The sequence below is a fragment of the Cohnella hongkongensis genome, from assembly GCF_042654645.1.
GTDB lineage: Bacteria > Bacillota > Bacilli > Paenibacillales > Paenibacillaceae > Cohnella > Cohnella hongkongensis.
Genome location: NZ_JBHSEP010000004.1, coordinates 56894 through 77347 on the forward strand (window position 1 = coordinate 56894; position 20454 = coordinate 77347).

Genomic DNA, 20454 nt, shown 5'->3' on the forward strand with positions numbered 1-20454 from the left:
CCCATTTCTTTTTAAACTGTTTCCCTTAGCCTAGAGTAGATTGCAGGTTTAAGGAGGGAACGAAGGATGAACGAGTCTTCGACCGATAAGGCTTCGACGAAGCCGGAAGTTAAGCAGCCGACGGGTGCGCTTCCGGAGTAGGGGAACGGATGTGAGCTGAAACCGGTGCGAACTTGGGTTGTTCGGCTGCAAAATAATGACTTGGAGCGCGAATAATGAAACCGATCACGATTTTAATAGCAGACGACGAAGCGGAAATCGCTGATTTGCTGGAGCTTCATTTGGCCAAAGAAGGCTACCGCTGCATCAAAGTGTCCGATGGGCTGGCAGCCGTTCAAGCCATTCGGACACAGTCCGTCGATTTGGCGATTCTCGATGTCATGATGCCGAATCTGGACGGCTACGAAGCGACGCAGCTCATTCGGAAAAGTTACCATTTGCCCATCATCTTTTTAAGCGCCAAAGCGACGGATCTCGATAAAATTACAGGGCTGGTAAGAGGCGCAGATGATTATGTAACCAAACCGTTCAACCCGATGGAATTGGTCGCTCGCGTCAATGCGCAGATGCGGCGTGCGAAGCAGTTCAATCTACCGGCCTCTTCGAGCACACCCGTGTTGGAAGCGGGCGGCCTGGTCATCCATCCTGAACATCGAACGGTTCTTCTGTATGGCAGCCCAGTCGAACTAACGCCAAAAGAGTTTGACATCTTGTACCTGCTGGCCAGCCACCCGAAGAAGGTCTTCAGCACTGAAAATATATTCGAACGGGTGTGGGGGGAGGCCTACTATGAAGGCAGCAATACGGTCATGGTGCATATCCGCACGTTGCGGAAAAAGCTCGAAGAAGACACGCATAAAAACAAATGGATCAAGACGGTCTGGGGAGTGGGCTATACGTTCAATGGCTACTAAGATCCGAAGTTTTCGGTTTAAAATGATTCAGCTATTTGTGCTAAGCACACTCTGCTCCGGTATCGTCACCTTTCTGATCTTTAAAGCTTTCCAGTTCTATTATCATACGACGAAGTTTGAAGACCCGACGACCAAAATTCGTTACTTCATGAGAGAAATCGGGGACCTCAACTTCTTCTTGATCCTTTTTATTCCGCTCTCCTTTTATTTTTTCTTCCTCCTCACAAAACGGTATTCGCATTATTTTAACGAAATATCGCGTGGAATCAATCAATTGGCAAACGGCGACTTCAACAGCAAAATCAACATTCGATCCAATGACGAGTTCGAAGATGTTGCGCGGGATATCAATCTGGCAAGTGAAAAACTGAAGCAAGCGCTGGAGAGGGGAGACTTTGCGGAGAACAGCAAAGAGCAATTGGTTTTGAATTTGGCCCATGATTTGCGTACGCCGCTCACTTCCGTGTTGGGCTACCTGGACTTCATTCTTCAGGGCGAGAAGCTGACGGCGGAACAAATCAGGCACTACACGAGCATTGCTTTCTCCAAGTCGCAACGGCTGGAGAAGCTGATTGACGAATTGTTTGAAATCGCCCGCATGAACTACGGCAAGCTGAAGTTGGACAAACAACCGATCGATCTTAGCGAGCTTCTCGTTCAATTAAACGAGGAACTATACCCTGCTTTAGAAAAAAACGGCCTGACAACCCGATTGCAGGTGACTCCGCATGTGACGATTTGGGGTGACGGGGAGCTTTTGGCGCGCGTATTTGAAAATCTCCTGACGAATGCCATTCGCTATGGCAAAGACGGCCGGTATATTGACATTCAATGCCGTCCGGATACGGAACATGCAGTGGTCAAGGTCATCAATTACGGTCATAGCATTCCCTCGGAAGAGCTGCCGTATCTATTCGATATGTATTATACGGGCGACAAGGCGCGCACGGGGCGGGAAGGAAGCTCCGGCATTGGCCTGTTCATTGCCAAAAATATTGTCGAGCAGCACCAAGGCGCGATCTCGGCCCAAAGCGACTCCATTCGTACGCTTTTTGAAGTCCGTCTCCCGCGGTCACAGCATCCGTAGCAGCTGGTTCACAAGAAGCGAGCTTTTAAAAAAACTTTATTTTTACCCCACTTATTCTTTAAACAGTCCTTCCTATTCTATAGATAGGGATAGATGGAAGGGAACTGAGAATGAAGAAGTGGGGTTTTGAATGAAGAAATGGATCATTAGGTATGACGTTGCCAGGAAGGTAAAGATGTGGATGCGCAGGGATGCGGCGGCGGTCTGGATATTTCTCGGACCGAGCGCAGTCGGATTTGCGCTGTTCTACCTGATTCCGTTTGTGATGGGACTGTTCTATTCATTTGTGGACAGCCCGATAAATCGTCATTTTGCGGGCTTGGACAATTACCGCGAATTGCTTGCGAGCGGCTCCTTCCGCAAGGCGGCGTTTAATACGTTTTCTTTTAGCGCGGTGAGCGTTCCGCTTATTCTCGCGCTGTCGTTAGGGCTGGCGTTGCTGCTGAATTCAAAGCTGTATTTGCGACAATGGCTGCGGACCGCCTACGTGCTGCCGCTTGTCGTTCCCGTTGCCTCGATTGTGTTCGTCTGGCAAATGCTGTTCGATTGGAACGGGTCCGTAAACGCCTGGCTGAGCGGCTTCGGAGTCGATCGCGTGGATTGGATGAAGACGGAAGCGTCCCGATCTGTCATCATTGTCGTTTATTTATGGAAGAACATCGGCTATAACGTCATTTTATTCCTGGCGGGACTGCAGCAAATTCCGAAGGATTATTATGAAACGGCCCATGTGGAAGGAGCGGGGCGCTTGCGGCAGTTCGGCGGTATCACCCTTGTCTATCTCACGCCCACGATGTTCTTTGTCGTCATTTTGTCGATCATGCACTCATTTAAAGTATTCCGGGAAACGTATTTGATCGCGGGCGATTATCCGCATGACAGTATATACATGATGCAGCATTATATGAACAACATGTTCACGTCGTTGGACATTCAGAAACTGACATCCGCGGCGACGTTGATGGTCGGTTGTATTCTTCTGATCGTCATGGGATTGTTTGCGATTGAGCGCCGGTATCGGCAGTTCATGGAATAAAGGCGGTTAGATCATGCGAATTTCCGACGTATTGCGAAAAACAGCACTTACGCTCGCCATGGGCGCGGTCGCGTTTCTGTTCTTATTTCCGATTTTGATTACGTTCACGAATTCGTTCATGACCGCACAGGAAATCGATATCAATTATGGGCCCATCGGGCAGATGAATGAAGCGACTGAAAGAGGAAAGAGCCTTTTTGGGAACTTAAAATGGCTGCCGGATCAAGTATCTATGGAACAGTACGGCAAAGTGCTGGTGGACAGTCCTAGATATTTGTCGATGTTTTGGAATTCGGTCTTTTTGGTGGTGCCGATCATCGCCGGACAGACCTGTGTATCGGCATTTGCCGCGTACGCCTTCTCCAAGCTGCAATTTCGCGGCCGGGATCGTTGGTTTCTCGTTTATGTTATGACGATGCTCATGCCGTTCCAGGTGACTCTTGTACCGAATTATATTATGGCGGATACATTGGGGCTGCTGAATAGTCCGAATGCCGTAATATGGCCCGGCATTTTCGCAGCTTTCGGCGTATTTATGCTTCGACAGTTCATGCTGCATATTCCGTATGCCTACATAGAAGCGGCGAAGATGGACGGGGCCGGCCATTTGCGGATTTTCTTCACGATTATTGTTCCCATGGTGAAGCCGGGTCTTGCCGCGCTTGTCGTTCTTTTATTTGTCGATTATTGGAACATGGTGGAGCAGCCGCTTATTTTTCTGGACGATCCGTTCAGGCAGCCGCTATCCGTGTACTTGTCCAGGATCAACGATGAGCCGGGGATCGCTTTCGCGGCATCCGTGCTCTATATGACCCCTATGGTGCTGTTATTTCTGTATGCGGAAACCTATTTCATTAAAGGCATTCAATTATCCGGCATCAAGGGGTAGCGGAGGCAAGCTTTTGTAGGAGGAGAATGACGGGATATGGAGTTAGCAAACGAACAAGTTGACCGCGGACGCAAACGAACCATTCAAATCGTCTTCCTTGTTTTTATGGGATTGTTGCTGCTGCTTACGTTTTTCGGCAATACGCTCCAATCATTAACCTTGCCGAAAGTAAGAACGGAGCCGCTGACTTCCGGAAGTCTTGTATTTACGCTCGAGGGCAGCGGCATGCTGCAGCCGTTCGCGGCAGCGAAATTAACGAATCCGGCCGGCTGGGAGGTCCAAAAGATTTTCATAAAGGAAGGAGACCGCGTGAAGAAGGGGCAAAAGCTGATCGAATATGACAGCAAAACTGCCGAACGGGAATTGGAAAATGAGGTCGCTAACTTGAAGAAGCTGCATATTGAGCTGCAAAATCTTCAGGACCAGTTCATCCAAACAACAAGGGAAGAGGACGAACTCGGCATTCGGAGCGCACGCCGCGCGATCGAAACGCGAAAGCTTGACCTGGACATGCAGGAACGAATGATTGATGAGCTGAGAGACCGTTTGGCACGCGGACAGGAACTTAACGCCCCATTCGACGGCATCGTCACAAGGTTGAATGCCGTCGAGGGGTTGGCGTCATCGGGAGAAGCGGATGTCTTGATCACAAATGACAGCCTCGGTTACAGAGTGGATATTCCTGCCGATTCCGCGCTGTTGACTCGATTGGGCATTGCGGTCGGAGCCAAGATAGAGGTCGAGGCGCACACTGTTCAGGAACAACAGACTCGTACCCTCGAAGGAACGGTTGCCGAAATGATGGATGCCGAGCCGAGAACCGATCGCTCTTCCGAATCCGGAGAAGCGGCGGGCCAGACTCGGACGGTTCCTCGGAAGCTGCTTCGCATCAAGGTCGTCGATTCTGAGCTGAAAGGGGGTGAGCAAGCATGGATCAACATCCAAGGACGTTCCCGTCTGGAAGGGCTGGTCGTTTCAAGCGAGGCGATTCATCGCGATCAGGGCGGCATGTTCGTCTACAAGATTGACGAGCAGAGAGGAGCGTTGGGCAATGTTTTCGTCGCCCGCAAAGTGCGTATTCAGTCCAGCGAAAGCAATGACGCGGAAACATTGCTTCTGGCGGACAGCCTCTATGAGGGCGATCTGATGATTCTGGAAAGCAGCGAGCCTTTGCAAGACGGAAACCGTGTTCGACTGCAATAAGATAGCGAGAATGAGAAAGAAATACAGGAGGAGTTCAGTTCGATGAAAAATAAGCTATGGATGATATTTATGGGCTTTCTAATCGCATTAGCGACCGCATGCAGTTCCGGGGGCGGCGAACCGTCGGAAAGCGCGAAAGATTCGGTCAACCCAGCGGGGAAAACCGTCGTTACATGGTCTGTCCAACAAGCGAGCTCATTTTATGAGACAGCAAAGAGAAAGTTTGAGGAAAAGCATCCGGATATCGAGCTGCAAATTCAAGTGACAGAAGATTATGAACAATATCAAAAAACGACGAATACAGCAATACTATCGGGCAAAGGCCCGGATATCTTTGAAATAAGCAGTTTGCCTCTCAAAGATTATGTGAATAAAAACCTTCTCCTGAACATGGAAGATCTCATGGAGCAAGACAAAACGCTCAATAAAAGCGATTTGCAAATGAACATTTTGAATGCAATAAAGTCAAATGACGGACTGTATGCCATGCCTTTCGGATTTTACCTGCGGGCGTTTGTAGGCGATGGAGATATTCTTGGAAATGCGAGGATCGACGACCGGAATTGGACTTGGAAGCAGCTCGAGGAAATATCGAAGGAACTGGGAGCGACCGGTGCGGAACGTCGGTATGCGATGGCGGGCGAAGCGCCTGAGTTCCGCATGCAGGAAATGGTTGTGGACAGGTACGCGGAGTTTGTGGACTCTGAAGCGAAAAAGGCGATGTTCGACTCGCCCTTATTCGTGGATGCGATGCAGCAAATTAAAGCTATGTACGATAATAAAGTCATGACTTCAGAACAGGCGGATGCAGGAATGCAAATGTTCTATTCAACCGTGTTGAGATCGCCGGCAGACTTCATCAATGATCTGCACCTGTACTTCTCCAATCCGAAGCTGCTGCAAAAACCGGAACAAAAAGGCGGAGCCAGAATGGTTCTCGCATCCCAGTTCGCCATTCAAGCCAGATCCTCGGTGAAAGAGGAGGCTTGGAAGTTTATTGCCTTCATGCTATCCGAAGAAGGGCAATCGCTGCAAGAGAGACAAGGATTTTCGCTGCTGAAATCTGTGAATGAGAAGCAGTTGGACGACATTCAGGAACAAGTGGAAAACGGAACATACAAGACGCCGGAAGGGAAAACGCCGCAAGTGTCGAAGGATGAATTTGCCCAGTTCAAAGCGTTCATTCATGCGGCGAATAACAGTTCGGCAGCGGCTGGCAAAGTGATTTCTATTGTAGGAGAAGAATCGATGGCGTTCTTTAGCGAGCAAAAAACCGCTGAAGAAGTCGCAAAGCTGATCCAGAACAGAGTGACAACCTATTTAAACGAATAGGAAGAGGTATAGAAAACCAATGAACATCACATTTAGAGGAACAAAAGTCGTTTTTGCAATACTCGGTTTGTTAATAACAATTACAGGATGCACCGCCGCAACTCCCAATCCTGGTCAAGCTTTATCTAATCAACCGCAAAATACTGACTCCATAACCGAGACGGTAAAGGAAACGCCGCTTGCCGAAGAGACGAACATGCCAACAAATCCGCCGGTTGAGTATGAGCCTGCCTGGCCGGATCGCACGGTGAAGTCTTCTAACGGGCATCTTGTCAATAGTTGTGTTCCTGATGAACTACAAGATAAAGCAACGACATTGACAACCAGTGACGGGGTGCATCTGTCGGCACTTGTGCTCGGCAGCGGAGATAAAGGCGTCTTGCTTGCACACGAGCAGGGCTATAACATTTGCTCTTTTGTTGACATGGGAACGGAACTGGCTGACAGCGGATATCTGGTTGTTATTCCCGAGTACCGTAATCACGGCGCCTCGCAGAATTACCCGGAGGATAATCAAAATATAGATCGCGATGCGGATGCAGCCCTAAGCGAACTCAACCGATTGGGTGCAAAAAAAGTATTTTTGGCGGGCGCGTCATGCGGCGGCAGCACAGCCATCATTGCTGGCGTTCGTCAAGAGCTTCCCATAGAGGGGCTAATGATTCTTTCTTCTCCTGCGCAATGCGGGCCCCTTGACGCAATTCCAAGTGTCAAGAAGATTAAAGCGCCATCCTTGTTCGTTTTTTCGCCTGGCGATTACGGAGGCTCCATTGAAAAAGAAGTGCGTCAATTGTATCAAGCCTCTGGAGCAGCGGATAAAGAGTTAATTGTGGATGAGAGCGGTTATCACGGAACGGATATGTACCATAGGGGAGAACAGGGGGAAACCTTAAAGTCCCGGCTCATTGACTTTGTTAAACAGGCGCTAGTCTAGGAAGTCCCCCGCCCCAGTTGGGAGAAAGGGCTTGCCCCAGTGCGCGCCGCCTGCAGCCACTTCCCCCCAGACAGTACAGGATTCCCTTACATGCCGGTATATTCTACATGGCTTCGTGTGACACTAATTGAAACTTGAAGGTTAGGGGTCATGAAGCGATGAATGAATATCAACCGGGGCAAGTCGTGTATGTCATTATTCGAAATCCGCATGTTCAGGGAGTCGCCAATGTTCAGGAAGCCGCTGTAGTGAACGATCCGAATTCGCCAGGAAAAGTTGCGTTATTTTTATATGAAACGTACTATCCATTAAACGATGATGTCGCGGTGTACCCAACGGCAAGCGAAGCCGAAAACGCCTATAGAGAAGCTTTCGGTTTATCTGATGCGGAGTCGTATTATGGTTAAGCCATTTGTGCCTCAGCTAGTATACGTAGAGCCAAGGGCATTGGATTATCCGCTCGGGAAAGAATTAGTGGCCAAATTTGAAAATATGGGCCTTAAAATTTGATACCTCAAAGCCTTCCGCAGAGTATGCGATTCCGTTTGCAACAGGTTGCATGGGTCATTGTCATTATTGCTACTTACAAACGACGATGGGAAGTAAGCCGTATATCCGCACTTATGTCAACATTGACGACATTTTTGAAGCTGCGGACCATTATATGAAGGAAAGAGCACCCGAGATGACAAGGTTTGAAGCTTCATGCACATCGGACATCGTAGGTATTGATCACTTAACCCATACGCTCAAGAAGGCGATCGAATATTTTGGGAAGTCAGACTTGGGGCAACTACGCTTTGTTACGAAGTTTGCTCATATCGATCATCTCCTTGATGCGAAGCATAATGGCCGGACCCGCTTTCGCTTTAGTATGAATGACGAGTATATGATTCAAAATTTTGAACCGGGCACCTCCAGACAGGCAGAGAGAATAGAAGCAGCCAGAAAAGTTGGGGAAGCGGGCTATCCATTAGGCTTCATTATTGCCCCCATATATTTGCATGACGGATGGAAACAGGGCTATAAGGACATGTTCGAAAAATTGGAGTCCGGACTTGCCCATTCTGCCATTAAAGATTTGACCTTCGAATTGATTCAGCATCGCTTTACTAAACCGGCGAAGAATGTGATTGAGAAAAATTATCCGATGACGAAGCTGGAGCTTGATGAAACTAAGAGGAAGTGGAAATGGGGACGGTACGGGATTGGGAAATATGTGTACACCGATCGGGAGCAGGAGGAGATTAAAGATACGCTAAGCGGGTATATCCACACTTATTTTCCTCAAGCAAAAATTGAATATTTCACGTAATGAGTCCTTGATTTTGGGGCTGCTGTGCGCTTCAATGATATCAGGTAAGAAAATGGGGAATAAGCGCATGCTGTCCAAGGAAGAGAGGTCTTCAAATGATCGCGGGAAAGGCTCGAACCGCCACCCTTATCGCCCTGACGGTTTATACCGCCATTATGTTATATATCTTGTACTTCGGCTTTGACCGAATGAACAATATTCACGACGGGACGCAAGGTTACAACCTTGTCCCCAACGGCATTCCGCTATCTTTGCCGATAGGCGGATGGAGCTGGCTTTGGTTTTATAACTTTGCGAACTTTGCAGCATTCTTGCCTTATGGGATGTTCGTCCCGCTGGTGGCACGGGTCGGACTTCTCCGGCTTGCAGGGCTTTTTCTCGTTACGATCTCGATTCTTGAAACGCTGCAGTGGGGAACCGGGCTGGGCAGCTTCGATATTGACGACATACTGACGAATATGCTAGGGGTAGTCGTCGGGTATATGGCGCAGCGTTGGGTGCCTCGTCCGAAGGGAACATGGAAGGGATTTGCGAAAATTTTAGCCGCAGCGGCTCTGCTCTCGTTCGGAACGATCGTTGCCGTCCAGGGGATGAATCATTTGATTGAAAAGGCAACAAGCGTTGAGGCCGGCAGAGAGGTCGGGATTGACAGTCTCCCGGTGAAGGCTCGTTCGGTTGTCTGGGACCCTAGCCTCGCCGTTTTTGAAGTCGGCGGTCACCGAGTAAAGCCGCAAGTGAATTTGTTTAGCAGAGAAAATCCCGGATCGATGACCGTTACGTACGCGTTGGATGGAAAATATGTGACCTTCTCCGGTTACATGGCTGTTCCGGACGACATCAGTGAGGGGGTGAGTACGATTGTCATCACCCTGGACGGCGGCGAAGGCGGCACGGCTACGACAACCTTAAGCAGAACGGAGAGCAGCGAACCCCAATATTTTGAAATGGATGCTCGGGGGGCGAGAGAGCTTACCCTAACGGTCAGAAATGAAGACGAGAATCCGAATACGAACGTCCTGCTGTGGGATCTGACCCTCACGGAAATCCAGAGCCGCCGCTAGCATGATCTGAGGCGAGCTTATTGTCGCAATGAAGGGAGAATGCGCATATGAACGACATTGCAGCTGTCAGCCGTAGTTTAAGTTCTCTTCTTCGGGAACTGATCAATGGTCCTCGGCCTGATCAATTTACATGGGTGCTGAATCCGAATCCGGAATCCGGGCTTATTCCTTCGCTGCAACGCTTGAGCTCTGCGGAAGCTTCGGTAAAGCCTCGCTTGGATCGGGCGTGTATCGCCGCTCATGTCCATCATATTCGGTACAGCTTGCAGCTGTTGAATCGTTGGGCGCAAGGCGAGAATGCCTATCAAGATGCTGATTGGGAGCAGAGCTGGCAAGTGGAATCCGTTACGGAGGAAGAGTGGAGTCAACTCATTGAAGGTTTAAGGCACGAGGCCGACAAGTGGATACAACAGGTTCATCTGAGGCGGGATTGGGATGCGGATTCGATGACAGGAGCGATCGCCAGCGCCGCCCATGTTGCCTACCACTTGGGGAGCATCCGGCAAATGCTAGGAACCGGGAGCTGAAAAGTTTTTTTGGAAATCGAGGATTCGGCAGCTTCACCGGGCTGACGGTTCGAAAGCCGCCTGGAAGCAGGCGGCTTTCTTAGGTGCCGGTCCCTCACCTCCGACAAAAACGCGATTCTGCGTCTAGAGGCCGCCGAAGGCGTTTTTGCTGGGGAAGGTTAAACCATCGGAATACCCGTTTGAGGGGCCTGAGCCATTCCAAAAGATTGAAGGTAAGTGTTTTGTGTCGTATCCTTCAGCGTTGGAACTTGATAATATCCTCTTTGGTTGGCATATTGGAATCCCTCATAAGCCAAGTCCGCGGAAGCGTTAGCCCCCTGCTGCATGACCCGACGCAGCGTCGGGTTAGCCATTTCAAGCGCAGCCTTCATTTTTAGGGCGGCGGTCTGCTTGTGGCAGTTGACGATGCACAGGACTACATCAACGTCATCCAACTCCTGTGCGCTTCTGGCCGGAGTTTGAGTTTGCGGATTTCGCAGCCCGTACGAGGGTTGAAACGTTTGATTGATGGGATTTGCCGGCATACCGGCACTCATCCGCCGAGCAGGCACAGCCTGGCCGGCGCCTTGTTGATTGGCTAATTGAACCATATTATTGTACTCCATCGTAAGAGCCTGAATGTGCCGGTCCATAATCGCCTGAAGCATAGGGTCCTGTGCGTGCGGGCGGAATAGATTGAGCGTATTTAACCCGTGAATAGCATCGTTCAACACTTCGTGAAGCTCCAGTACCTCGTGTGCCCCGAGAGAATTCATTTGATTTCCATTCCTCCACAATTGGTTTGTATGCGGTCGTACGATTAAATTGTGCTGCAACCGAATGGAAAATATGCAAACTTTACGGCAGCCTGCAAATTTTATTGCAGCTGTGCCGCTAAAGCTTGCTGCACGCGAGTCACTCCCTGGCTCAAGGCGTGCCCCCCGCCCACTGCGGCGGCAACCGCAACGGCATCCATGATCTCGCTCGGGCTCGCGCCTTGGGACAGCGCTTCTTTCACATGAAAATATGTACATATTTCGTTGTTGGCGAACAAAGCGATCCCAAGGGCGATCAGCTGTTTATTTTTCGCGCTTACTGCATGATCTTCAAAACATTGGGCGGTAAAGCTATGGTATGTCTCAACTACGTTCGGGAGTGTTTCCTTCATATGTCCGACGCCAATTCGATAAGCGTCAACCTTATTGTCCATCAACTTATTCATTAGGCTTACTCCTCTTTCGTGGGTTTGCGTTATAGTTCCCTAAGTTTCCTGTTTTATTCGGCTCAGCGGGTATCTTGCTTGAGCCATGTTGCTGAAACGGTTGACGGACTCGAACCGGTCGCCGGACTCTTCGGCCGTTCAACCGTAGAATTCCCAGAATACAAGCAGCCCCACCAGAACCACGATCATCGCCGCAGGCAGAACGGTCGCCCACTTGTCGCGAGCAGTCGAAGCCGTCCGTTTCTTCCTCCAGGATAGCAGCAGCGCCGCCATGCCTAGTGCAGCCAGTCCCGTCAGAACGTAGTTCGCGAGAAGCTGCGGATACACTTCGGCATAGGCGCGCTCGTTGTTGCTGAGCATCCGCAAGGCCAGAAGCAGATTGTTCGCGACCAGGCCGGTGCCGGTCAAGGTGAGACCCACCCGCAGCTTGCGGCTGGCGGCACGAGGCGCAGGGCGTACTCGGGCTCTTCGCAAGAACGTCTGCACCAGCAATACGATCGGGGCGACGACGAAATAAGCAATGGCCAGCACGGCCAACGCGGCATTCGAAAGCAGCACCGGCATAGATCTGCCGGCAGGCGGCGGCAAGTAATCAGAGGTGTATACGGAGATCTTCTCTACCTTGCCGTGACTGACCTTGGCATACAGCATGGGCCAGATGTTGAGCGCCGGGTCTCCGCTTACTTTCTGATAGAGATAGGGCTGAACCTGCTTATAGCTTGCGGTCGCGCCTGCAAGCGACATCTGGAGCTTATCCGCTCCCTGCGGCTTCAGCTTCATCATCGTCAGATAGGGGAACAGCTTCATGAAGCCATGTTCAGGGCGGCGAGCGGCGACGAACTCGCCTTGAACCTCCGATGCGTCCGGCAGATCGACAGCACCCGCCTGCTCGCGCATGCCGACGATCGCGTTGGCCAGGCCGTATACGATATGGGACTCGCCGGCCTGATTGGCCATGACGATGATGGCGAACCGGTCTTCGGGCACGATCTGCAGATTCGTGGAAAAAGCGATCGTATTCCCGCCATGCCCCAACGTTCGGCGTTGTCCGGGGTATTCCCAGAACCCATGGGCAATGCCCGGCATTTCCTCAGCCGGGGCATAGCTTTGGGCCAGCATTGCGCCCAGCGTCTCCGGCTTGTCGAACAGAGGCGAGGGTTCCCCGGCAGCCGGCAGGAGGGCCATCGCGAACTTGGCCAGATCCTCCGCCGTGCCGTTATTGCCGCCGTTAGGGTACATGGACATGTAATTCCACGCTCCCTGCGCGAAGGCCCCTTCCCCTTCAAGGAAATAACCTTTAGCTTTACGCTCGAGCAGCTCCGGGCGATCCTCTACGACGGAATAGGCGATGGAATCCTTCATGCCTAACGGGTCGAATATATGCTGCTGAACGTATTCATGAAAGGGCTGGCCGCTTATTCTTTCCACAATATACGCCGCCAGAGTGCTGCCATAGTTCGAATAGGCCACAATTTCGCCGGGCTTGTAGATCTGTGCGGGCTGGGCCAGCAGCAGTCCCTCTTCCAGCGGCCTTACTTCCTCAGGGGACTGATAGGCCATGTCAAACATATACTCTTCGAATCCGGCATTGTGGTTCATCAGATTCAGCATCGTAATGGGCTCGCTATATTTTAGCCGGGTTAAGAAATTCGCCGGCAGATAGCTGCGGATATCTTCATTCAGATCGACTTTCCCTTGCTCCGCCAGCTGCATCACGGCCGTCCATACGGCAAGCTTGCTGATCGAGCCCCACTCCATGACCGTCTTCTGTGAGACAGGGATCTGCTGCTCCGCATCGGCATAGCCGTAGCCCTTGGAGAGAATCACCCGGCCATCCTTGACCACCACAATAGACGCGCCTACGACTTGTCGTCCGATGTACTCTTCTACATAACGGTCGACATAGTCTTCCAACCCGGCCAGCGGAATCCCGGAAGGGACCGCTCCGTCATCTCCCCCGCTAACGTTCTCCGCAGCCGATACTGTCGCACTGCTGGACAGAAGCAATAGCATCGAGAACAGAAGTATCAATCCTCTTCGTAACAAGAGACCTCTCCTTTGGCCAAGTAATGTTGCCGCTAGAACATCATGTCCTGCTGCCAATGGTCTTGTGCGTCCGGAAGTTGCTGCACATATCTTGACAAGATCACAAAAAAGCAAAAGGATGCCTCCTATTCATGTGAGTCTGCTGGAACAGACGCACGGGACGCACCCCCTCAACAACATGGCCATTGTATCAAACTATGGGCGGGTTGAGAAGCTCTCTGCATTTTTATCGGTTTAACTGCTCTTGAAGACGCTGCAATCGCTTCTGCATCTCTTCCCGGATTTCATCCGGCGCTTCCCTGACCCGGAGATCCCCGCCCAGAAAAAGAAGCCAGTCGGCCATTTGCGTGACCTCTTCGGGCTTATTGACATGGACGAACGTCTTTAGAATGGCTGTCGTTTGGTAGGGGTTCGTAAAGGAGATGGAAGTCCGTAAGGGATGATACTTTTTGTACTGGGCGATGGCTCCGGGGCCCAGTTCAAGATCAACGTTGATTTCTTCTTCCCGTTTACTTAGCTTTTCGGAGATTTTTTTCCGGCTGATGCTTTTTTTCGCCGGGTCGGGCTTGACGTCTACAAGTCCGTCGACGGGAACCATCAACTTCTTCTCTTCCTGCAGGTCGAAGGCTTCCATCAACCATAGGTTTTTCTCATGGTACAGATGCAGCAGGTAGACGGCGTAGGACTTGCCGCCCTTCTCTTCCTCCGTAGTAATCCACAGATGGCGGTCGACAAGCAGGCTTCGGATCAGCTTCTCCAACATCGGGTGGGGGAGGTCCGATAGCTCGAGCAGATCGGGATTATGCGGATTGGTTCCTGCAAAAAGCAAGATCTGGTTCAGCAGAACGAGGTCGTCCTGCTGGTTCGCGGAGATGAGACCCAGCAGCTTTTCCGCTAAAGACTGACGGCTCTTCAGATAGGGGAGCTGCGCGTTCCGGGTGGCCATGAACGCAATGAACAGAGCTTTGACCTCGTTGTCGGTAAAGCGCACCCCCGGCAGGAGAGAGTTATGCATGACAGAATACCCCCCATCCCTGCCGACCTCCGCGACAAGCGGCATCCCCAAAGCTTCGATTTCCCTAATATCCCGAATCGCAGTCGAACGGGAGATGCGGAACTCCCGCATAATTTCAGTTATCGTAAAATGCGACCGATTATTGATATACCGCATGATGGTGTTGATCCGCTCAACTTTTTTCATGGAAGCTCCTAAACAGTATCATTTTTTGACATGATTAGAAGTTATCATATACCTAGCCGATCAAGAAGGCAAATTCAAGATCAAAGAAAGAAGGCTGCGAACAATGGCGGATTATCGACTGGAAGAAAAAGAGAGCTTTATCGTTTACGGTCTGGGAACGGAGCTGAAGAGCGACTACACGGACTATGCGGGCATCAACAAGGAGAAGTCGGACTTCTGGCAGGTGGTCAGCGAGGATGGAAGGCTGGACAGCTTAAAAGCGATGGCCGTTAACGACTACGTCTTCGCCGTGAACGAGGCTGTGAATCACAAGATGATGTTTTATGCCGGAGTGATGACAGAGGCTGCGGTTCCTTCGTCGGAAGGGTCCAGGGTTATCCAGTTCCCTAAAGGGGAATACCTGGTCGTAAAAGGGGAAGGGAAGACGACCGACGAGTTGAATCAAGCGCTGGCCGGCATGGCCTTCGGCCAGGTGCTGCCGGGCGAGACCCATTTGGCCTATGTAGGAGGGCCGAATACATCGGTGTTGATGGGAGAGCGAGACGGGGTAATCTATGGCGAAATGTGGATTCCCGTCATCAGGAAATAAACCGATCGAAAGGAGGAGCGGCGGTCATGCATACTGTCGTTGATTTTAAGACGGTGTCCACGGCGGGTCTGGATTCTTCGCCTGTCGCGGAGGCGCTTGCCGGATTGCGCGCCAATGAAGCCCGGTACTTCATGAATAAGTACAAGCATGAATTTACCGTGGTGCCCGCCAGCGAGAGCCAGGAGACCCTGGATTATGTGAACCGGATCCTGAAGGAGGAACGCGGCATTGAATTCGCGGCCAAGCCACTGGAGACGTCGCAGTTTCAGGTGGACAATATCAAGTGGACCTTCGTCTTCTATGAAGACGGTCTGGGGGTTAACGTCTTGTACACGGTGGATGATCCCAAGAAGCGGGCCGTCGGGTTTAAGCTTTCCGAGGGGATGGAGGTTCCCCGGGAGCTGGAGGAGAAGAAGTTTAAGTTCGCCAGGCAGAAGTCCAAGCTGGCCGGAACGATTCGGGGCTCGTTTTTCGTCATTAAGGGAGAGTATTAAATAAGGATAGTTGCTTGGGAATTAGTTTGAAGCAAGCGGTATACGGCAACCCCTTTTTGGGGTGAAGCTGTATACCGTTTTTTAGCGGCGGGAAAGGAGTAACGGGGCGCGAGGGCAGCTGATGATCGGATTCGGTTCTTTGGTTGCGTCTTACCGTGGGTATTTTATACTATAACCCGTCATTTTGGAAGGAGCCCCTTATTGAGCGATTGCCGTTGCAGCCCGCCTCCATTCCGAGCGCTAGGGCTTGGCTTATCGAGGCCGCTTGGAGGCCGCAGCCATCGGTTCAGACGGTAATTGACACCTATTTCTGCAGCTTCTATAATAGGCATAAAGAACTAAGTCGAATAATGTCGAATCTGCTCGAAAAATGGCAAACTCGTCGAAAGATGCGGACGCAAAACCACAGGCCTAAGGGGGTTATCCCTATGGCGGCTGGGAATGCCGAAAGCAGGGGTACTTCTCTATCCCTGTAAAGGGTTCTTTATTTTTATAAATGGAGGAGTCGGAATGCGCGGTTCAAATCTGGAAAAGGAAATTCTTCAGCTGATCCAAGGGCTGAACAAGCCAAGCAGCGAGGAGGAAGCAGACGGGCATAACGACCATGCTTCTGACAACTGGGTTATGGTGAAGGATAATCTCATACATACATTTGTAGGAAAATTCGCTCCAGGGCCCATTATTCATGCCGAAGCACCGGTGAGACTAATCGTGAATGGCATCAAAATTGAAGGCGACTATACAGTCAAGCAAGATGACCAGATTGAATGGGAGATTGTTCGGGAGCCGGAATACAAGGTGCTCATTTCTGACGACGCCATGACCGCGTCCTTGCAGTTGAGTACTCTGAATCAATATGAGTGGCGGCTGCAAGACAAAGAAAAAGCCAGTATCGCTAGGATAACAGCGGCGGAGGATACCGGCAAGGTCATCTCCTCCTTGCAGTTGGTGAACATTCTGGAATCGCTGCAGGAGATGGGGATCAAGAACATTAACGTCTCAGCCATCGAGCGCGAGCTGCTGGACCCCACCTTTTGTCCGGTCATCGTATCGCAAGGAGTGCCCCCTATTCCAAGCGTGGACGCAAGGATAGATTTGTTTTTTAAGGAGAACATCGAAAGCAGCTTTGAGGAAATTAACGGAGCAATTGATTTCCGCAACCATTTGAAGATACCAACAGCAAGCAAAGGAGATGTGGTCGCGAGAAAGGTTCTCCCTGTATACGGCAAGAATGGTTTTGACGTATACGGAAACACCGTTGAGCCGAACAGGCCGATCGATTACATTATGATCGCGAAATCGAATGCAGCACTATCCGGAAACAATGAAATTGTCGCTACGAAAAAGGGCAGACCCAAGGTGACGGGAGACCGGATTAAATTTATTGAAGTTAACGATTGCTACGTAGTATCCGGAGATGTAAATCTTGAAACCGGGAATATATTTTTTACCGGCGATGTTGTCGTATATGGCGACGTTACAGACGGTATGCTGGTTGAGTCTCTGGGCAATGTATATGTGGCGGGCAGCGTTTTTCGGGCAACGGTAACGGCGACAGGCAGTATATCCGTTAAAGGAAATGTCATCGGAGCGAATTTATATTCCGGCCAGTACGGTGTCCTTTTCAATCGCCTGTACAATTTCTCGTTGTCGCTTCACGAACAGTTGCAGCAACTGCGAAATGCGCTGAAGCAGCTAGTGGGCAAGCTGGAAGAAAGGGGGCTCCCATTTACGTTTCAACAGGCGCTGCGAATGCTGCTGGAGTCGAAGTTTAAAGAGATTCCATCCCTGGTCAAGGAAATTCTGGTTTGTATTGCGAACATTCAAAACATACAATCGGGCATGATGTCTGAACTTAAGGAGAAGCTGCTTGGGCTTCAAGACCCGATGACCGTATGGGATTCTTCCTTTTATACCTATATTTCATCCTTGCAGTACCTGCTTGTCGAAACTTTTGAGCATATTAAGCGTTCTGAGGAGACAACGGTATTGTGCGAATTCGATCAGTGCCACAAAAGTAAAATACTGTCTAACGGAGACATCGTCGTTTATAGAGAGGGTGTGCTGCAAAGCACGCTGTACTCGAAGCAAAATATTGTGTTTAAAGATCCGGATGCCATCTGCAGAGGATCGACGCTGGAGGCGGGACTTTCCGTCTCGGCAGCGGTGGTCGGCGGAGAAACAGGCGGGGAAGTGACGGTGAAAGCGGGAAGAAGACTTTTGGTTCACCGAATGTACGGCGGGAAAGTGGTCATCGATAACCGATATATCCATCAGCTATCGGAACCGTTATATGATGTGGCTTTGTATGTTTCCGACAATCGGCTTGTCATCGAATCGATTCATAAAGCGGACTAATCATTTGGTCGGAGGGCTCAAACATGAATAAGCCAGATATCCAGTCAGGAGACGGGAACCGTACACTGTTTCAATCGATCAACGGGTTTCGCGTTTTAATGGAGGCCATTCCGTATCCCGTATTTGTTAAGGACCTAAGAGATGGTGTGATCGTACAGAATCAAGTGGCGAAGAAGCTGTTTGATCTTGCGCAGAGGAGCGGCAGGCTCTTATCCTTACTTGACTTTGGACAAAATAATCCGAACCTTTGGGTGAAGCGGGAGCCGATTTCCACCTTCGAAGAGCTGATGTTGAACGGCGAATCCATCAGTTTCCATATTTTGCAAATTCCGATCTTTGATGAGGACGGTTCCAGACGGGGCCTGCTGATATCCTGCCACGACGTGACAGAGTCTGTTCGGCTGCAAAAAAGCTTGCTTCAACAAAACGATGTACTTGAAATGATAGCGAACCGGGAGCCGCTGAACCAAATATTGAGGTCGATTATATTAGATGTCGAAGGACAGACCGATGCGGTGGTATCGGTTCTATGCAAGGAAGGAAACACGCTTGTGCATTGCGAAGCGCCAAACCTGCCGGAGGCTTACATCGATGCGATCAACGGAATGTCTATCGGGCCTACGAACGGCTCCTGCGGAACGGCTGCCTATTCAAAGGCGCAGATCGTCTCGATTGATATTACAACCGATCCGTTGTGGGACGATTATCGCCATATAGCAGCCCCCCATGGATTTAAAGCCTGCTGGTCCACGCCTATTCTGGGGAAGGAACAGGAGGTGCTGGGTACCTTCGCGTTGTATTATAAACACGTTCACGCCCCCAGCTATATGGAGCAAGAGGTCATTAAAATCGCTACCCATCTCTCCAAGTTGGCCATACAGCAAGAGCTAGCGGAGCAGCAGATCAAACATATGGCTTACTATGATCTGATAACCGACTTACCCAACCGGAAATTTCTGAATGAAGAGCTGGAGCTCAAAATCAAGGCCTCCGAGTCGCAAGATCATACGTTGGCGGTGATGGTTCTGGACTTGGACGATTTCAAAATGGTCAACGATTCCATCGGAAATGAATTGGGCGATGTGCTAATCCGGGAAATCGGAAATCGAATCGCCCATTCGCTTTCCCGAGAAGGATTCGTTGCTAGGGTGGACGGCGATGAATTTGCCATTCTCCTAAGCGATGCGTCCGTTGAAGAAGCTTGCGAAGAAGCCAGAAAAATTCTCGACGGCTTTGCTGTACCTTTCTGCGTCAATGGTCAAGATTGTTTTGTAACGGCAAGTATAGGCATCTGCTTATCTCCGTACGACGGACAAGAGGCAGGAGCGCTGATCATGCACGCCGATGCGGCTATGTATGAAGCTAAACGCAAGGGCGGAAATCGATTCCAGCTTTATTCCTCGGATTTCGACTACCCGGCGTCGGAACGGTTGGCGCTGCTCACCGATCTTCGCAAAGCGGTGAATAGCAGCGACTTTACACTGGACTACCAGCCTCAATTCGATGTAGTCAACCGCGAGCTCATTGGGTTTGAAGCGCTTATTCGCTGGAACCATAAGGAGAAAGGGCGAATCGAACCGGGGACGTTTATTACGCTTGCTGAGGATAGAGGACTCATTCAAAAAATCGGCGACTGGGTTCTCCAAGAGGCATGCCGGCAGTGGAAAGAATGGCGAGACCTGTACCAGAAGGAAGTGTTGATCTCGATCAACTTATCCCCGCAGCAGCTGTTTGAGCCCGGTTTTGCGAATAAGGTGCAGGAGATCCTGTCCACCTATGAGATGGAGCCTGCATGCCTTGAAATTGAGGTCACGGAAAATATGATGATGAATCCGGATAAGGTCATCAAAATTTTGCAGGATCTGAAACAGGTCGGCGTGAAAATTGCGATTGACGATTTTGGCACAGGGTACAGCTCGCTTTCCTATCTCATTGCGCTCCCCTTTGACCGGTTGAAAATTGATCGATCCTTCATCGTAAACTTGTTAAACGATACAAAAACCCGAAGTATCGTCAAAATGTTAATTGATCTCGGCAACAACTTAAACGTTCAGGTGATCGCGGAGGGAGTCGAGGAGGAGGAACAGCTGCTTTTTCTGAGCAGCCACGGATGTTCGCAGGTACAGGGCTTCTATACGGGACATCCCGTTCAGCCTCGGCTTGCAGCCAAGATGTTGATATAGCCCATGGGGCGCAGCTCATTCCCATTTCATGAGGACCTTCTGGGGCAGGGCGAAAAAGCAGCTGCAGAGCCCGCTTACCGAAGT

Annotated in this window: 18 protein-coding genes, 1 pseudogene and 1 riboswitch; of the genes and pseudogenes, 15 read left to right on the forward strand and 4 right to left on the reverse strand. The window is 50.5% G+C overall.

The features are described 5' to 3' along the window. Nucleotides 1–215: 215 nt before the first annotated feature. The 11 genes and pseudogenes from ACFO3S_RS07610 (at nt 216) to ACFO3S_RS07660 (ending at nt 10298) form a co-directional block, all read left to right on the forward strand. Complete coding sequence (locus tag ACFO3S_RS07610) at nt 216–914, forward strand: response regulator transcription factor (RefSeq protein ID WP_378094017.1); 699 nt, start codon at nt 216–218, stop codon at nt 912–914. Beyond that, nucleotides 904–2001 carry a sensor histidine kinase gene (locus ACFO3S_RS07615; protein WP_378094019.1) on the forward strand — a complete coding sequence of 366 codons (1098 nt, stop codon included), beginning with the start codon at nt 904–906 and terminating at the stop codon, nt 1999–2001. Before ACFO3S_RS07610 ends, ACFO3S_RS07615 begins: the two co-directional genes overlap by 11 nt. Nucleotides 2002–2176: 175 nt before the next feature. Then, nucleotides 2177–3037 (forward strand): carbohydrate ABC transporter permease, encoded by an 861-nt coding sequence (locus ACFO3S_RS07620; protein WP_378094021.1) that lies wholly within the window; start codon nt 2177–2179, stop codon nt 3035–3037. Between the two features lie 13 nt (nt 3038–3050). Further along, nucleotides 3051–3926, forward strand: coding sequence for a carbohydrate ABC transporter permease (locus tag ACFO3S_RS07625; RefSeq protein ID WP_378094023.1), 876 nt, complete (start codon nt 3051–3053; stop codon nt 3924–3926). A 36-nt stretch (nt 3927–3962) separates the two neighbouring features. Further along, nucleotides 3963–5129, forward strand: a complete 1167-nt coding sequence (locus tag ACFO3S_RS07630) for an efflux RND transporter periplasmic adaptor subunit (RefSeq protein ID WP_378094025.1) — start codon at nt 3963–3965, stop codon at nt 5127–5129. Between the two features lie 42 nt (nt 5130–5171). Continuing rightward, nucleotides 5172–6461, forward strand: a complete 1290-nt coding sequence (locus tag ACFO3S_RS07635) for an ABC transporter substrate-binding protein (RefSeq protein ID WP_378094027.1) — start codon at nt 5172–5174, stop codon at nt 6459–6461. Nucleotides 6462–6480: 19 nt separating this feature from the next. Continuing rightward, nucleotides 6481–7395: an alpha/beta hydrolase gene (locus ACFO3S_RS07640; RefSeq protein ID WP_378094029.1), complete on the forward strand. Its 915-nt coding sequence runs from the start codon at nt 6481–6483 to the stop codon at nt 7393–7395. Between the two features lie 158 nt (nt 7396–7553). Beyond that, entirely contained in the window at nt 7554–7802 is a 249-nt protein-coding gene (locus tag ACFO3S_RS07645; RefSeq protein WP_378094031.1) for a transcriptional regulator SplA domain-containing protein, read from the forward strand. After that, nucleotides 7795–8710: pseudogene (gene splB / locus ACFO3S_RS07650) on the forward strand (spore photoproduct lyase). The gene ACFO3S_RS07645 and the pseudogene splB overlap by 8 nt, the downstream one beginning before the upstream one ends. A gap of 95 nt (nt 8711–8805) precedes the next feature. Beyond that, nucleotides 8806–9771, forward strand: coding sequence for a VanZ family protein (locus ACFO3S_RS07655; RefSeq protein WP_378094033.1), 966 nt, complete (start codon nt 8806–8808; stop codon nt 9769–9771). A gap of 47 nt (nt 9772–9818) precedes the next feature. Next, nucleotides 9819–10298, forward strand: coding sequence for a hypothetical protein (locus tag ACFO3S_RS07660; RefSeq protein WP_378094035.1), 480 nt, complete (start codon nt 9819–9821; stop codon nt 10296–10298). Nucleotides 10299–10456: 158 nt separating this feature from the next. On the opposite strand, the gene ACFO3S_RS07665 is transcribed toward ACFO3S_RS07660, so the two are convergent. From ACFO3S_RS07665 to ACFO3S_RS07680, 4 genes are all read right to left on the reverse strand, one after another. Then, nucleotides 10457–11053 carry a spore coat protein gene (locus tag ACFO3S_RS07665; protein WP_378094037.1) on the reverse strand — a complete coding sequence of 199 codons (597 nt, stop codon included), beginning with the start codon at nt 11051–11053 and terminating at the stop codon, nt 10457–10459. 101 nt (nt 11054–11154) lie between these two features. Then, on the reverse strand, nt 11155–11499 hold the full coding sequence (locus ACFO3S_RS07670; protein WP_378094039.1) for a carboxymuconolactone decarboxylase family protein: 345 nt from the start codon (nt 11497–11499) through the stop codon (nt 11155–11157). A gap of 138 nt (nt 11500–11637) precedes the next feature. Then, nucleotides 11638–13545, reverse strand: coding sequence for a serine hydrolase domain-containing protein (locus tag ACFO3S_RS07675; protein ID WP_378094041.1), 1908 nt, complete (start codon nt 13543–13545; stop codon nt 11638–11640). 226 nt (nt 13546–13771) lie between these two features. Next, nucleotides 13772–14746: a helix-turn-helix transcriptional regulator gene (locus tag ACFO3S_RS07680; protein ID WP_378094043.1), complete on the reverse strand. Its 975-nt coding sequence runs from the start codon at nt 14744–14746 to the stop codon at nt 13772–13774. A gap of 103 nt (nt 14747–14849) precedes the next feature. Here ACFO3S_RS07680 and ACFO3S_RS07685 point away from each other — a divergent pair, with 103 nt between their 5' ends. The 4 genes from ACFO3S_RS07685 (at nt 14850) to ACFO3S_RS07700 (ending at nt 20370) form a co-directional block, all read left to right on the forward strand. Further along, nucleotides 14850–15335, forward strand: a complete 486-nt coding sequence (locus ACFO3S_RS07685; protein WP_378094045.1) for a GyrI-like domain-containing protein — start codon at nt 14850–14852, stop codon at nt 15333–15335. A gap of 26 nt (nt 15336–15361) precedes the next feature. Next, on the forward strand, nt 15362–15829 hold the full coding sequence (locus ACFO3S_RS07690) for a phage tail protein (RefSeq protein WP_378094047.1): 468 nt from the start codon (nt 15362–15364) through the stop codon (nt 15827–15829). A gap of 362 nt (nt 15830–16191) precedes the next feature. Then, nucleotides 16192–16278: riboswitch (cyclic di-GMP riboswitch) on the forward strand. Between the two features lie 61 nt (nt 16279–16339). Next, entirely contained in the window at nt 16340–18187 is a 1848-nt protein-coding gene (locus tag ACFO3S_RS07695; protein WP_378094049.1) for a DUF342 domain-containing protein, read from the forward strand. A 23-nt stretch (nt 18188–18210) separates the two neighbouring features. Then, nucleotides 18211–20370 (forward strand): EAL domain-containing protein, encoded by a 2160-nt coding sequence (locus tag ACFO3S_RS07700; RefSeq protein WP_378094051.1) that lies wholly within the window; start codon nt 18211–18213, stop codon nt 20368–20370. Nucleotides 20371–20454: the final 84 nt, after the last annotated feature.